Origin of the sequence: Pseudomonas sp. 2FG, from assembly GCF_005502935.1 — a bacterium.
Lineage (GTDB): Bacteria > Pseudomonadota > Gammaproteobacteria > Pseudomonadales > Pseudomonadaceae > Aquipseudomonas.
Map to the genome: position 1 here is coordinate 95,203 of NZ_SCMP01000004.1, position 14,238 is coordinate 109,440.

The following is a 14,238-nucleotide window of genomic DNA, read 5'->3' on the forward strand; positions in this document are numbered from 1 at the left end:
GAGCGGCTAAGCCGGTCGCGGCGTTGAGTCACAGACTAATCAGCCTTAGCTGATTTGCCCATGGCAATGTTTGTACTTCTTGCCCGAGCCGCAGTAGCACAGCTCGTTGCGACCGATCTTTTGCTCATTGCGCACCGGCGCCAGCGTCGCCACGGCCAGTTCGCCTTCGGCTTCGGCCCGCTCCAGCGGTTGCGCCAAGCCTGAGACTTCGGCGTGCTGGAACTGCATGCGCTGCGCCAGCTGCTCCGCTTCGTGACGCAGGCGCGCCTCCTCTTCGGCCGGATCTTCGCGCCGCACCTGCACGTGGGACAGCACGCGAATGGTGTCGCGCTTGATCGAATCGAGCAGGTCCTGGAACAGGGTGAAGGACTCGCGCTTGTACTCCTGCTTCGGGTTCTTCTGCGCATAACCGCGCAGGTGAATACCGTGACGCAGGTGATCCATGGTCGACAGGTGGTCTTTCCACAGGTCGTCCACTACCCGCAACAGAATCTGCTTCTCGAAGGTGCGCAGCGCTTCGGCGCTGGCCAGGTCTTCCTTCTCGTGGTACGCCGCCAGCAGGGCGGCGAGGATCTTCTCGCGCAGCGGCTCTTCGTACAGGTGGGCGTCGTCGTCGAGCCACTGCTGAATCGGCAGTTTGCTGCTGAAATCGCTGAACAGCGCGGCTTCCAGGCCGGCAACGTTCCACTGCTCCGGCAGCGATTGCGGCGCAATGTGCTGGCTGATGGTGTTATCCAGCACTTCTAGACGGAAGTCGGCGATGGTTTCGCCAATATCGTCGGCGGCCAGCAAGCTGTTGCGCATGTGATAGATCACTTTACGCTGTTCGTTCGCCACGTCGTCGAACTCGAGCAGTTGCTTACGCATGTCGAAGTTGCGCCCTTCGACTTTGCGCTGCGCCTTCTCGATGGCGTTGCTCACCATGCGGTGCTCGATCGCCTCACCGGGCTGCATACCCAGGGCCTTCATGAAGTTCTTCACCCGGTCCGAGGCGAAGATGCGCATCAAGTTGTCTTCCAGCGACAGGTAGAAGCGGCTGGAACCCGGGTCGCCTTGACGACCGGAACGACCACGCAACTGGTTGTCGATACGCCGCGACTCATGCCGCTCGGACGCGATCACATGCAGGCCACCGGATTCGACCACCCGCTGGTGACGCTTGTGCCAGTCGGCCTTGATTTGCGCGACCTGCTCAGGCGTCGGATTGTCCAGGGCCGCCACTTCGACTTCCCAGTTGCCGCCCAGGAGGATGTCGGTACCGCGACCGGCCATGTTGGTGGCGATGGTCAGCCCGCCCGGGCGACCGGCCTGGGCGATGATCTCGGCTTCTTTCTCGTGGAATTTGGCGTTGAGCACCTTGTGCTCGATGCCTTCCTTGCTCAGCAGCTGGGAGACGTACTCCGAGGTTTCGATCGAGGCCGTGCCCACCAGCACCGGACGCCCTATCGCCTGACTCTCTTTGATATCGGCGATGATCGCCGCGTACTTCTCTTCCTGGGTCAGGTAGACCAGGTCGTTGAAGTCCTTACGCGCCAACGGCTTGTTCGGCGGAATCACCACTACGGCCAGGCCGTAGATCTGCTGGAACTCGAACGCCTCGGTATCGGCCGTACCGGTCATGCCGGACAGCTTGTTGTAGAGGCGGAAGTAGTTCTGGAAGGTGGTCGAGGCCAGCGTCTGGCTCTCCGCCTGAATACTCAGGCCTTCTTTGGCTTCGATCGCCTGGTGCAGCCCCTCGGAGAGTCGGCGACCCGGCATGGTCCGGCCGGTGTGCTCGTCGACCAGCAAGACCTGATCGTTCTGCACTATGTATTCGACGTTGCGATGGAACAGCTTGTGCGCACGCAGGCCGGCATAAACGTGGGTCAGCAGGGCGAGGTTGTGCGCGGAGTACAGGCTCTCACCTTCGGCCAGCAGACCCACCTGGGTCAGCATGTCCTCGATGAACTGGTGCCCCTGCTCGTTCAGCTCGACCTGGCGGGTCTTCTCATCGACCGTGTAATGGCCTTCCTGGGTGACTACACCCTCTTCCTCCTCGATGTGCTGCTTGAGGCGAGGGATCAGTTGGTTCATCTGCATGTAGAGCTTGGAACTGTCTTCCGCCTGCCCGGAAATGATCAGCGGCGTACGGGCTTCGTCGATCAAGATGGAGTCAACTTCGTCGATCACGGCGAAGTTCAGTTCACGCTGGAATTTCTCGTCCAGGCTGAACGCCATGTTGTCGCGCAGGTAGTCGAAACCGTATTCGTTGTTGGTGCCGTAGGTGATATCGGCGGCGTAGGCGGCGCGCTTCTCTTCCGGCGGCTGGAACGGGCTGACAATGCCCACGGAGAGCCCGAGGAACTCATACAGCGGACGCATCCAGTTGGCATCGCGGCGGGCCAGGTAGTCGTTCACCGTGACCACGTGCACGCCCTTGCCGGACAGCGCATTCAGGTAGACCGCCAGGGTCGCCACCAGGGTCTTACCCTCACCGGTACGCATCTCGGCGATTTTGCCTTCGTGCAAGGTCGCGCCACCGATCAGCTGCACATCGAAGTGACGCATGCCCATCACCCGCTTACCGGCCTCACGGGCCACAGCGAAGGCTTCCGGCAACAGTTGATCGAGGGTTTCGCCTTTGCCCAGACGGGCCTTGAACTCTTCGGTCTTGGCGCGCAGCTGCTCATCCGAGAGAGCCAGCATCTGCTCCTCAAACGCACTGACGGCTTGCACCGTCTTGAGCATGCGCTTCACCTCGCGCTCGTTCTTGCTTCCAAAGAGCTTTTTCAACAAAGGCGCAAACATATCGACAGGATCTTCCACACGTATGGATGGAGGGCGGCCCCGTGAGTCGCCCGCGCAGCCCTCATGGCTGCTTGCGAAGCGGGCATTCTACCCGGAAACGTTGGCGAGGAAAGTAGCGTTATTTCGGTGTGCCAGCACCCGCGGCATTGCGGCTTTAGACTGACTGCACAGTCGACTCGCCGAGCGCAGAGCAGCACCGACACACGCGTCAACTGACGCCAGTCTCGGCCTGTAGCGGCAACGGCTGAACCTTCCCCGCTTTCCTATATGGAGCCCGCACCGCCAAAATCAAGCCCTGGCGAGTGACCGAGCCGAATCGGCCACGCCACCAGGCGTCATTCACAGAACGCTGGGGGCAGCGACCTTTCTGCTACCATGGCGACTCTGCAACCTCAGGCGTCCCGCCATGGCTTTTCGTCCTTTACCGGCCCGAGCTCCCGCCGCGCTGCTGCGTGAGGCGAAGCCCCTGCAAGCACTGTTCAACCAGGCCCAACGCCTCGCTCAACTACAGCGCTTACTCGAAAGCCAACTGCAACCCGCTGCCCGCGAACACTGCCACGTGGCATCCTGGCGCGAGGGCTGCCTGCTATTAATAGTCACCGATGGCCACTGGGCCACCCGCCTGCGCTATCAACAACGACGCCTGCAACGCGACCTACAGGCCTTCGCCGAGTTCACGAACTTAACCAAGATCCTCTTTAAGGTGCAGCCGCCCGCCGCAGCAAGACACAGTAGCGGTCACATCATTGAGTTATCGCAAAGCGCCGCCGACAACATCCAGGCTACCGCCGACGGCATCAGCGACCCGAATTTGCGCGCGGCCCTGGAGCGCCTGGCCAGCCATGCCAAAGACCGCAAATAGCGCCGCGCTAAAGGGCGCTACCGCGCAGAAATCACAGACAGAAAAAGGCCACCCTGGGGTGGCCTCTAAAAACAGCAAAAGAGAGAGTCTTGCTTAACCGGCCGCAACCGGCCGCATGTACGAGATCGGCGCACTCTTCACGTCGTCGAAGGTCACCACTTCCCAAGCATCTTGCTGCTCAATCAAGGTGCGCAGTAGACGATTGTTCAGCGCATGGCCCGACTTGAAGCCACGGAACTCGCCAATCAGGCTGTTACCCAGCAGATAGAGATCACCGATGGCATCGAGGATTTTGTGTTTAACGAACTCGTCCTCGTAACGCAGGCCGTCTTCGTTAAGCACGCGAAACTCATCGACTACTATGGCGTTTTCTACGCTGCCGCCGAGCGCCAGGTTCTGCGAACGCAGGTGCTCGATGTCACTCATGAAGCCGAAGGTCCGCGCACGGCTCACTTCTTTGACGAAGGAGGTGCTGGAGAAGTCCACCGTGGCACTCTGGGTGCGATTGCGGAAAACCGGATGATCGAAATCGATCTCGAAGCTCACCTTGAAGCCGTCGAAGGGCAGGAAGGTGGCGCGCTTGTCGCCCTCTTCCGCTGTCACTTCGCGCTTGATGCGGATGAACTTCTTGGCCGATTCCTGCTCCTGCAGGCCTGCGGATTGAATCAGAAATACGAAGGGCCCAGCACTGCCATCCATGATCGGCACTTCGGACGCGGAGAGCTCGACGTAGGCGTTATCGATGCCCAGGCCAGCCATGGCCGAAAGCAGGTGCTCCACGGTGTCCACCTTGACATCACCATTGATCAACGTGGTCGACATGGTGGTTTCACCGACATTTTCAGCCCGCGCGCGAATTTCTACGACAGGATCCAAGTCGGTACGACGAAACACGATACCGGCATCCACCGGTGCCGGCTTCAGGGTCAGGTAAACCTTTTCCCCGGAATGCAGGCCGACGCCAGTGGCGCGGATGATGTTCTTCAGGGTGCGTTGTCTGATCATGGCTTTGGCCGCTATAGCACTAGTTGCGAATTGTTTTCAACAATGGCCGGCGATGATAGCAGAACCGGCCTTTGCTGAACACCAATCACCCCAATACTCCTGATACATTTCATTAATCAGCCTGACGACGCAGGAAGGCCGGGATGTCCAAATAATCCAGGTCGTCTTGCGGGCTCAGCTTGGCCGCGGTGGCCGCACCAGCGTGAGCCTGATTGCGCATCACGGTCGGGCGATCCAGATCACGGTAGTTGACCGCAGGCTGCTCCTGACGCGATGCAGCCGCCGCGACAGCCGCCGGTTGCACGGTGTTATCGATGACCTTGACCGGCTTCTCGATTTTCGCGCCCAGACCTGTGGCGACTACGGTCACGTGCAGCTCATCGCGCATGTCCGGATCGATCACGGTCCCCACTTTCACGGTGGCGTGCTCGGAGGCGAACTGCTCGATGATGTTACCGACGTCGGAGTACTCACCCAGGGACAGGTCAGGACCGGCGGTGATATTGACCAAGATGCCACGCGCGCCCTGCAGATTCACATCTTCCAGCAGCGGGTTGCGGATGGCCGCTTCAGTCGCTTCACGCGCCCGGTTCGGGCCACTGGCGCAGCCTGTGCCCATCATCGCCATGCCCATTTCGCTCATCACGGTTTTCACGTCGGCGAAGTCGACGTTGATCATGCCGGGACGCTTGATGATGTCGGAGATACCGCGCACGGCTCCAGCCAACACATCGTCAGCCTTGGCGAAGGCCGACAGCAGGCTGGCGTCTTTACCGAGGATGGTCAGCAGCTTCTCGTTGGGGATGGTGATCAACGAGTCGACGCTCAAGGACAGTGCGCGGATGCCTTCTTCGGCGATCAGCATGCGCTTGCGGCCTTCGAACGGGAATGGACGGGTCACCACCGCGACGGTGAGGATGCCCATTTCCTTGGCCACTTCGGCGATGATCGGCGCCGCGCCGGTACCGGTACCGCCGCCCATGCCGGTGGTGATGAAGACCATGTCGCAGCCTTGCAGCACTTCGGCGATGCGCTCACGGTCTTCCAGCGCCGCCTGACGGCCGACTTCCGGGTTGGCGCCAGCGCCCAAGCCCTTGGTCACGCCCGTGCCCAGTTGCAGGACGGTACGCGCACCGACATTTTTCAATGCCTGTGCATCGGTGTTGGCGCAGATGAACTCAACGCCTTCAATGTTGTTTTTGGCCATGTGGTTGACGGCATTACCCCCACCGCCACCCACGCCTATTACTTTGATAACTGCACTCTGCGGGATGTTGTCTACGAGCTCAAACATGGTCCCCTCTCCTTTGCTTTCTAGTTGTAACGCCTACTGCACACGCGGTTTAACATCAAAAATTGCCCTGAACCCAGCGTTTTAACCGTTCCAGTACAGGTGTCTTGGGTTCATCGCTATAACTGCCGCTAATGCCAGACAGGGAGATGCCGTCGGACTGCTTTTGCAGCCCATACAGCAGCAGGCCCACGCCTGTGGAATAGATGGGGTTACGTACGACATCGGCCAGTCCCTTGACGCTGTTCGGTACGCCTAAGCGCACCGGCATATGAAAGATCTCTTCGGCCAGCTCGACGGCTCCCTCCATCTTCGCTGTGCCGCCGGTAAGGACGATCCCGGCCGGGATCAGGTCCTCGTAGCCACTGCGCCGCAGCTCAGCTTGCACCAGGGTGAAGAGCTCGTCATAACGCGGCTCCACCACCTCGGCCAGCGACTGGCGGGACAGGTCCCGCGGCGGACGATCGCCGACGCTGGGGACCTTGATGGTCTCGCCTGCGCCGGCCAGCTTGGCTAGGGCGCAAGCATACCGAATCTTGATCTCTTCGGCATATTGGGTTGGCGTGCGCAGGGCCATGGCGATGTCGTTGGTGACCTGATCACCGGCGATCGGAATCACCGCCGTGTGACGGATGGCGCCTTCGGTGAAGATCGCGATGTCGGTGGTCCCGCCGCCGATATCCACCAGGCAGACACCCAGCTCCTTCTCGTCATCGGTCAACACCGCATACGCGGAGGCCAGCTGCTCGAGGATGATATCGTCGATTTCCAGGCCACAGCGACGCACACACTTCTCGATGTTCTGCGCCGCATTCACCGCACAAGTGACCACGTGCACCTTGGCCTCCAGGCGCACGCCCGACATGCCGAGCGGCTCACGCACGCCTTCCTGGTTATCGATCACGTAATCCTGCGCCAGGGTGTGCAGCACCCGCTGATCCGCCGGAATCGCCACGGCTTGGGCGGCATCCAGCACGCGTTCGAGGTCCGCCTGGCTGACTTCGCGGTCACGGATGGCGACTATGCCGTGGGAGTTCAGGCTGCGAATGTGGTTACCGGCCACGCCGACGAAAGCCGAGTGAATCCGGCAACCGGCCATCATTTGCGCTTCTTCTACCGCACGCTGAATGGATTGCACGGTGGACTCAATATTCACCACCACGCCCTTCTTCAGGCCGCGCGAGGGGTGGGTACCGATGCCAACGATTTCCAGCTGGCCGTCAGCCGTAACCTCACCCACCAGCGCCACCACCTTGGAGGTGCCGATATCGAGGCCGACGATCATCTTGCCGCTCTGCACGTTTGCCATGTTACTTGCCTTCTCCTGATTCACTGCACGGCGACGGTTTTGCCCGTCGCGGGCGCTACCGGCTCACGCCACGCCACGGCCAGGCCGTTGGCGTAACGCAGGTCGACACGCGAAATATTGGCGATCTGTTCTTTCAAATTCTTTTCGTAGATGGCGACGAAACGGCGCATCTTCTCGAGCAAATGATCACGCCCCAGCAGCAGCTCCAGGCTTTGTCCGGTGCTGTTCACGCCGGTGGAAAGGAACCAGCTGCCACGCTCACGCAACTCCAGGCGGGCCACGGAGAAACCCAGCGGCCGCAGCATCTGGCTCAGCACTTGGTATTGCTGCATCACCTGTTCCTGGGCACGCTGCGGGCCCACCAGCTGCGGCAGGTTTTCGTAATTGGCCAGCTCGCGCGGGGTAAACGCCTGACCTTGGTTGTTCAGCAAGGCCTCATCGCCCCAACGGGCCACCGGCAGTTGTTCTTCCAGGCGGATGGACACGCGATCCGGCCAGACCCGACGCACTTCGGCATGGGCGATCCAGGGCATTTGCTCCAGCTCCGCACGCATGCCGGCGAGGTCGACGGTGAAGAAACTCGCCGCCACATAGGGGGCGATACGTTGCTGCACGGCTTGCTGGCTGATGTAGCTGAGCTCGCCGTCGACATTGATCTTGGTGATCGGCCGGTCGGCATAGGGCAGCAAGCGCTGCGCCAACTGGTAGGTGCCAAAGCCCAGCACCAACAGCAGCAGCGGCCAGAGCACACGCTTGAGCAGGGCAAAATTTGGCTTCGGCAGGCGCACCGACAAGGGTTCCTTGGCCACCATCCGACTGGCGCCCCGCTGCGCCGGCTGGCGCGGTGAGACGCGGCCGGTAACGGGTTGCTGATGACGGAGCGTGGCGCCGTGCATGGTCTTAACCTCGCGCCTCAACGCTGTCGGCCAGAATCGCCAGCACCAACTGCTGGAAATCCAGACCGGCGGCGCGAGCGGCCATAGGCACCAGGCTGTGATCGGTCATGCCCGGTACGGTGTTCACTTCCAGCAGCCAGAACTTGCCAGCGGCGTCCTGCATCACGTCCGCACGCGCCCAGCCCTGGATACCCACGGCGTCACAGGCGCGCGCGGTCAGCTCTTTCAGCTCCTGTTCTTTCGCCGCATCCAGGCCGCAGGGAATGCGGTACTGGGTATCGGAGGCCAGGTACTTGGCGTCGTAGTCGTAGAAGCTGTGCGGTGTGCCCAGGCCAATCGGCGGCAGCACTTCGCCGCGCAGCACGGCGATGGTGTACTCGGGGCCGTGAATCCACTGCTCGACCAAGACCTGGGAGTCGTAAGTGCTGGCGGCCTGCCAGGCGACAATCAATTCGTCGACGTTGTTCACCTTGGCCATGCCGATGCTGGAACCTTCATGGGCTGGTTTGACGATCAAGGGGAAGCCCAGTTCCATAGCCGCCGACCGGCAGTCATCCGCGCTGGCCAGCACCGCATGCCGCGGCGTCGACAGCCCGAGGCTTTGCCAGACCTGCTTGGTCCGCAGCTTGTCCATCGCCAGCGCCGAAGCCAGCACGCCGCTACCGGTGTAGGGGATCTCCAAGCACTCGAGCAGGCCCTGCATGCTGCCATCTTCGCCGCCACGGCCATGCAGCACGATGAAGGCACGGTTGATCTTCTCGCCGACCAGGCGGTGCAGGAAATCATCCCCAACGTCGATCCCGAAGGCATCCACACCGGCACTCAGCAGCGCGTCCAGCACGGCATTGCCGGACTTCAGCGACACCGCACGCTCGGCGCTCTTGCCGCCGAACAGCACGGCGACGCGGCCAAAGGCCTGTGGGGCCAGGTTGGATTTCAATTCGCGACTCATTTCGACTTCCTCGCGGCGGCCGATGCACCGGTGTCACCGAACTCACCACCCGCAAACAAGGGGCTTTGCAACAGTTGTGGGGCCAGACCGCCGATATCACCCGCGCCCTGGCACAGCAGGATGTCGCCGGCGCGCAGCAGCGGCTTGACCAGCGGCGCCAGCTCGGTGCCGCGCTCGATATAGATAGGGTCGAGCTGGCCCCGCTGACGGATGCTGTGGCACAGGTGCCGGCTGTCCGCCCCGGGAATAGGCTCTTCGCCGGCCGGGTAGACCTCCATCAGCAGCAGCACGTTGGCATCGGCCAACACCTGGACGAAATCCTCGTACAGGTCACGGGTACGACTAAAACGGTGGGGCTGGTACACCATCACCAGACGCCGCTCCGGCCAACCGCCACGCACCGCCTTGATCACCGCGGCGACTTCGCGCGGGTGATGGCCGTAATCGTCGACCAGCATCACGCTGCCACCATCGACCGGCAGTTCGCCGTAGACCTGAAAGCGCCGACCGACCCCTTGGAAACCCGACAGGCCCTGGACTATGGCGTCGTCGGTAATGCCTTCATCGGTGGCGATGGCGATGGTGGCCAGGGAGTTCAGGACGTTGTGGTTGCCCGGCATGTTCACCGAGACAGCCAGCGGTTCGCGTCCGGCGCGCAGCACGGTGAAGTAGGTGAGCATGCCGTCCTGGCGGATATTGATGGCGCGCACGTCGGCGTCTTCGCTAAGGCCGTAGGTCATGGTCGGGCGGCCGATCTGCGGCAGGATTTCACGCACCACCGGATCATCCACACAGACCACGGCCAAGCCATAGAACGGCAGGTTGTGGAGGAACTCGACGAAGGTTTTCTTCAGTTTGTTGAAGTCCCCTTCGTAGGTGCTCATGTGGTCCATGTCGATGTTGGTGACCACGGCAACCATTGGCTGCAGGTGCAGGAAGCTCGCGTCGCTCTCATCGGCCTCCGCCACCAGATAGCGGCTGGTGCCCAGCTGAGCATTGGTGCCCGCGGCATTCAGACGACCGCCGATCACGAAAGTCGGATCCAAACCAGCGGCGGCGAACACCGAGGCGATCAGACTGGTGGTGGTGGTCTTACCGTGAGTACCGGCGACGGCGATGCCGTGGCGATAGCGCATCAGCTCGGCCAACATTTCCGCCCGGGGCACCACCGGGATGCGGCGCTCCAGGGCAGTCGCGACTTCCGGGTTAGAGGTATTCACCGCGCTGGACACCACCAGCACATCGGCATGCTCGGCGTTCTCGGCACGGTGGCCGATGAAGATCTGTGCGCCGAAATTCTCCAGGCGTTCGGTCACCGCCGAGTTCTTGAGATCGGAACCGGAGACTTGGTAACCGAGGTTCAGCAACACCTCGGCGATGCCACACATGCCTGCTCCACCGATGCCGACGAAGTGAATACGGCGGATACGGCGCATTTCCGGTTGCGGGAAGGCTTTCTGGCTCTCAACCACGGGCCACCTCCAGGCAAATCTCCACCACGGTACGGGTGGCGTCGGGTTTGGACAGGCGGCGGGCGGTGCTCGCCATATAGATCAGTCGTTCGGGATGCATCAAAACCTCGGTCAGGCGCTCGGCCAATTCGGCGGCACCGGTCGTCGCTTGCGGCAGCAGGAAGGCAGCGCCCTCCCGCGCCAGATAGTCGGCATTGCGGGTCTGGTGATCGTCGATGGCGTGCGGCAACGGCACTAGCATCGACGGCAGCCCGGCGGCAGCCAGTTCACTGATAGTCAGCGCGCCAGCGCGGCAAACCACCAGGTCGGCCCAGGCATAGGCGCCGGCCATGTCTTGGATAAAGGGGGCGACGTGAGCCTGCACGCCAGCGGCGCGATAGCGATCGGCCGTGACCTCGGCGTGTTGCTTGCCGGCCTGGTGGACCACTTCCGGACGCAACTCGGCCGGCACTTCGCCCAAGGCTTCCGGCAGCAGCTTGTTCAGCGGCTCGGCACCGAGGCTGCCGCCGAGGATCAGCAGGCGCAGCTTGCGGTTGTGCAGAGCCGGACGCGGCGTTTCCAGGAACAGCTCTTCGCGCACCGGGTTGCCGGTGGTACGGCGCTTGAGCGAGGCGCTGAAGGTATTCGGGAAGGCCTCGCAGACGCGGGTCGCGAAGCGCACCAGGCTGCGGTTGGCCGTCCCGGCCACCGCGTTCTGCTCGTGGATGATCAACGGCACGCCGGCCAGTTTCGCCGCCAGCCCACCGGGGCCGGTGACATAACCGCCCATCCCGAGCACACACACCGGGCGCAACTTACGCACGATCCTGCGCGCCTGGAACAAGGCCCGGACCAGGCTGAACGGCGCTTTCAGCAGCGCCAGCAGGCCTTTGCCACGCAGCCCAGCGACGTTGATCAGGTGCAGCTGCAGGCCGGCCTGCGGCACCAGCTCGTTTTCGATGCCGCGTGGCGTGCCCAGCCAATGCACGTTGTAGCCGCGCGCCTGAAACTCACGCGCGCAGGCCAGCGCCGGGAACACGTGGCCGCCGGTACCACCGGCCATGATCAGAATATTAGCGGCCATGGACGACCTCCTCGGGCTGGCTCTTGTTCTTGGGGAGGTCTTCGGCGAAGTCACTCTCGACGAAGTCGATATCCTCACTGCCCAGCACCGTGCGCCGCTCCCACTCGATGCGCAGCAGCAAGCCAAGACAGGCACAGCAGATCACCAACGAACTACCGCCGTAACTGAGGAATGGCAAGGTCAGGCCCTTGGTCGGCAACAGGCCGACGTTCACCCCGATATTGATCAAGAACTGACCAATCCAGAGAAACGCCAGACCGTAGGCGACATAGGCGGCGAAGAACTGCTTGGCCTTCTCCGCCCACAGCCCGATATACAAGGCCCGCACGCTGACGAAGACGAACAGGCCAACGGTGGCCAGCGCGCCGACCAGACCCAGCTCTTCCGCCAGCACTGCGAACACGAAGTCGGTGTGGGCCTCCGGCAGGTAGAACTGTTTCTGGATGCTATTGCCCAGCCCCACCCCCAGCCATTCGCCGCGGCCGAAGGCGATCAACGCCTGAGTCAATTGATAACCGGAACCAAACTGGTCGGCCCAGGGGTCGGTAAAGGTGATCAGGCGTTGCAGGCGGTATTCCTGGGTCTGCACCAACACCACCACGGCGCCGACCGCCAGCCCGACCATCAAGGCAAAACGGAACAAGCCGACACCGCCGAGGAACAGCATGGCGGCGGCGGCCCCCATCATCACCACGGTGGCACCGAAGTCCGGCTCCAGCAGCAGCAGGCCGGCCATCGGCAGCAGCACGACGAAGGGCTTGAAGAAGCCGGCCCAGCTCTCGCGGACTTCTTCCTGGCGGCGCACCAGATAGCCGGCCAGGTAGAGCACCACGAAGACCTTGGCGATTTCCGAAGGCTGCACGTTGAAGGCCCCGAAACCGATCCAGCGCATCGAGCCGTTCACTTCGCGGCCGATGCCCGGCACCAGCACCAGCACCAGCAAGCCGAAGGCCGCGACCAGCAACAACCAACCCAGGCGCTGCCAGGTGGACAGCGGAATTATCAGCATCACGCCCGCCGCGCCAATGCCGATCACGATGTAAATCAGGTGACGGATCATGTGGTACAGCGGGTTGCCGGATTGCACGGCCGCTACTTCCGAGGACGCCGAGGTGATCATCACCAGCCCCAGGCCGAGCAGTGCCAGGCAGCCCGCCAGCAGCGGAAAGTCCAGGTCGATGCCGCGCCGGCTAAACAGCGGCGATGGGTAAGGACGCAGGATGCCTAGCAGTGTCGTAAGCATCAGGAGAGCGCCTCCACCGCTTGGGCAAACAGGCGCCCGCGCTCTTCGAAATTCTTGAACATGTCCAGGCTGGCGCAGGCTGGCGACAACAGCACGGCATCGCCGGCTTGGGTCAGTTCGGCGGCTTTGCGCACCGCTTCCTCGAGGGTTTTCACGTGAATCAGCGGTACGCCTTCGCCATCCAGGGCCGCGGCGAGCAACTGCGCATCACGCCCGAGCAGCAAGACCGCACGGCAATGTTTGCCGACCGGCGCACGCAGGGCCGAGAAGTCGGCACCCTTGCCGTCGCCACCGGCCACCAGCACCAGTTTGCCGACTATATCCGCACCCAGACCTTCGATGGCCGCCAGCGCAGCGCCGACGTTGGTGGCCTTGGAATCGTCGTAATAGCTCACCCCGGCCCGCTCACGCAGCCATTGGCAGCGGTGCGCCAGACCGCTGAAGGCGCGCAGTGCCTGCAGCATCGGCGCGAACGGCAGGCCGAGCGCATGACCCAGCGCCAAGGCGGCCAAAGCGTTGGCCTGGTTATGCGCGCCCCGGACTTTCAGTTCGCGTACCGGCATTAGCGTCTCGAATTGGAAGGCCAGATGCTTCTCACCGCCCTCCTCGATCAGGCCGAAACCCTTGAAGTCCGGCTTGTTCAGGCCAAAAGTCCAGCACGGCACTTGCTCACCGATCAACGGCCGCGACAGGCCGTCCTGGCGGTTCACCACCACTTGCCGGGCGCCGCGGAAGATCCGGTGCTTGGCCTGGTGATAGGCCGGCAGACCGCTGTAACGGTCCATATGGTCTTCGCTGATATTCAGCACGGTGGCCACTTCGGCATTCAGTTGCTCGGTGGTTTCCAGCTGGAAGCTCGACAGCTCGAGCACGTACAGCTCGACGTCATCCTGTAACAGCTCCAGCGCCGGGGTGCCGAGGTTGCCGCCGACGGCGACCTTCTTACCGGCGGCTGCCGCCATCTCGCCGACCAGGGTGGTCACCGTGCTCTTGGCGTTGGAGCCGGTGATGGCAATGATCGGCGCCTTGGCGTGGCGGGCGAACAGTTCGATATCGCCCAACAACTTCACGCCGCGCACGGCCGCCTGTTGCAGCGCCGGGGTGGCCAGCGCCAGGCCAGGGCTGACGTAGAGTTCGTCGGCACGGCAGAGGAAGTCCACATCCAGCTCGCCACAACGCACTTCAACCTGCGGAAACTGCGCACGCAGCGTGGCCAGCTCCGGCGGGTTCTCGCGCGTGTCGGCGACAGCAAAGCGGACGCCCTGACGCGCGAGGAAGCGCACCAGCGACATGCCGCTCTTGCCGAGGCCGACAACGATGCGGAAGTGGTCAGAAGCGATCAGGGTCATGGGCTCCTC

At 62.5% G+C, this 14,238-nt stretch carries 11 protein-coding genes; 1 reads left to right on the plus strand and 10 read right to left on the minus strand.

The genetic code is table 11. The features are described 5' to 3' along the window. Positions 1-45: 45 nt before the first annotated feature. Positions 46-2,787, minus strand: a complete 2,742-nt coding sequence (gene secA / locus FFS13_RS05550; protein ID WP_137818114.1) for a preprotein translocase subunit SecA — start codon at positions 2,785-2,787, stop codon at positions 46-48. A gap of 406 nt (positions 2,788-3,193) precedes the next feature. Between secA and FFS13_RS05555 the strand changes: the two genes are divergently transcribed. Then, on the plus strand, positions 3,194-3,649 hold the full coding sequence (locus tag FFS13_RS05555; protein ID WP_137818115.1) for a DUF721 domain-containing protein: 456 nt from the start codon (positions 3,194-3,196) through the stop codon (positions 3,647-3,649). A gap of 93 nt (positions 3,650-3,742) precedes the next feature. Here FFS13_RS05555 and lpxC read toward each other — a convergent pair whose 3' ends face one another. From lpxC to murD, 9 genes are all read right to left on the minus strand, one after another. After that, positions 3,743-4,654, minus strand: coding sequence for a UDP-3-O-acyl-N-acetylglucosamine deacetylase (gene lpxC / locus FFS13_RS05560; protein WP_137818116.1), 912 nt, complete (start codon positions 4,652-4,654; stop codon positions 3,743-3,745). Positions 4,655-4,766: 112 nt separating this feature from the next. Further along, a complete protein-coding gene (gene ftsZ / locus FFS13_RS05565; protein WP_137818117.1) occupies positions 4,767-5,948 on the minus strand; it encodes a cell division protein FtsZ in 1,182 nt (393 codons plus the stop codon). Positions 5,949-6,003: 55 nt separating this feature from the next. After that, positions 6,004-7,254 (minus strand): cell division protein FtsA, encoded by a 1,251-nt coding sequence (ftsA, locus tag FFS13_RS05570; protein ID WP_137818118.1) that lies wholly within the window; start codon positions 7,252-7,254, stop codon positions 6,004-6,006. Between the two features lie 20 nt (positions 7,255-7,274). Further along, positions 7,275-8,150, minus strand: a complete 876-nt coding sequence (locus FFS13_RS05575) for a cell division protein FtsQ/DivIB (RefSeq protein ID WP_137818119.1) — start codon at positions 8,148-8,150, stop codon at positions 7,275-7,277. A gap of 4 nt (positions 8,151-8,154) precedes the next feature. Continuing rightward, positions 8,155-9,102 (minus strand): D-alanine--D-alanine ligase, encoded by a 948-nt coding sequence (locus FFS13_RS05580; RefSeq protein WP_137818120.1) that lies wholly within the window; start codon positions 9,100-9,102, stop codon positions 8,155-8,157. After that, entirely contained in the window at positions 9,099-10,538 is a 1,440-nt protein-coding gene (gene murC / locus FFS13_RS05585) for a UDP-N-acetylmuramate--L-alanine ligase (RefSeq protein WP_171006432.1), read from the minus strand. The genes FFS13_RS05580 and murC overlap by 4 nt, the downstream gene beginning before the upstream one ends. Before the next feature lie 28 nt (positions 10,539-10,566). Then, complete coding sequence (gene murG / locus FFS13_RS05590) at positions 10,567-11,637, minus strand: undecaprenyldiphospho-muramoylpentapeptide beta-N-acetylglucosaminyltransferase (protein WP_137818122.1); 1,071 nt, start codon at positions 11,635-11,637, stop codon at positions 10,567-10,569. After that, positions 11,627-12,868, minus strand: coding sequence for a putative lipid II flippase FtsW (ftsW, locus tag FFS13_RS05595; RefSeq protein WP_171006433.1), 1,242 nt, complete (start codon positions 12,866-12,868; stop codon positions 11,627-11,629). The genes murG and ftsW overlap by 11 nt, the downstream gene beginning before the upstream one ends. An 11-nt stretch (positions 12,869-12,879) precedes the next feature. After that, positions 12,880-14,229 (minus strand): UDP-N-acetylmuramoyl-L-alanine--D-glutamate ligase, encoded by a 1,350-nt coding sequence (gene murD, locus FFS13_RS05600; protein ID WP_137818124.1) that lies wholly within the window; start codon positions 14,227-14,229, stop codon positions 12,880-12,882. Between the last annotated feature and the right edge of the window lie 9 nt (positions 14,230-14,238).

Coding starts and splice junctions, on each gene's coding strand:
- secA (WP_137818114.1), bottom strand. CDS start 2,787: ATGTTTGCGCCTTTGTTGAAAAAGCTCTTTGGAAGCAAGAACGAGCGC.
- FFS13_RS05555 (WP_137818115.1), top strand. CDS start 3,194: ATGGCTTTTCGTCCTTTACCGGCCCGAGCTCCCGCCGCGCTGCTGCGT.
- lpxC (WP_137818116.1), bottom strand. CDS start 4,654: ATGATCAGACAACGCACCCTGAAGAACATCATCCGCGCCACTGGCGTC.
- ftsZ (WP_137818117.1), bottom strand. CDS start 5,948: ATGTTTGAGCTCGTAGACAACATCCCGCAGAGTGCAGTTATCAAAGTA.
- ftsA (WP_137818118.1), bottom strand. CDS start 7,254: ATGGCAAACGTGCAGAGCGGCAAGATGATCGTCGGCCTCGATATCGGC.
- FFS13_RS05575 (WP_137818119.1), bottom strand. CDS start 8,150: ATGCACGGCGCCACGCTCCGTCATCAGCAACCCGTTACCGGCCGCGTC.
- FFS13_RS05580 (WP_137818120.1), bottom strand. CDS start 9,102: ATGAGTCGCGAATTGAAATCCAACCTGGCCCCACAGGCCTTTGGCCGC.
- murC (WP_171006432.1), bottom strand. CDS start 10,538: ATGCGCCGTATCCGCCGTATTCACTTCGTCGGCATCGGTGGAGCAGGC.
- murG (WP_137818122.1), bottom strand. CDS start 11,637: ATGGCCGCTAATATTCTGATCATGGCCGGTGGTACCGGCGGCCACGTG.
- murD (WP_137818124.1), bottom strand. CDS start 14,229: ATGACCCTGATCGCTTCTGACCACTTCCGCATCGTTGTCGGCCTCGGC.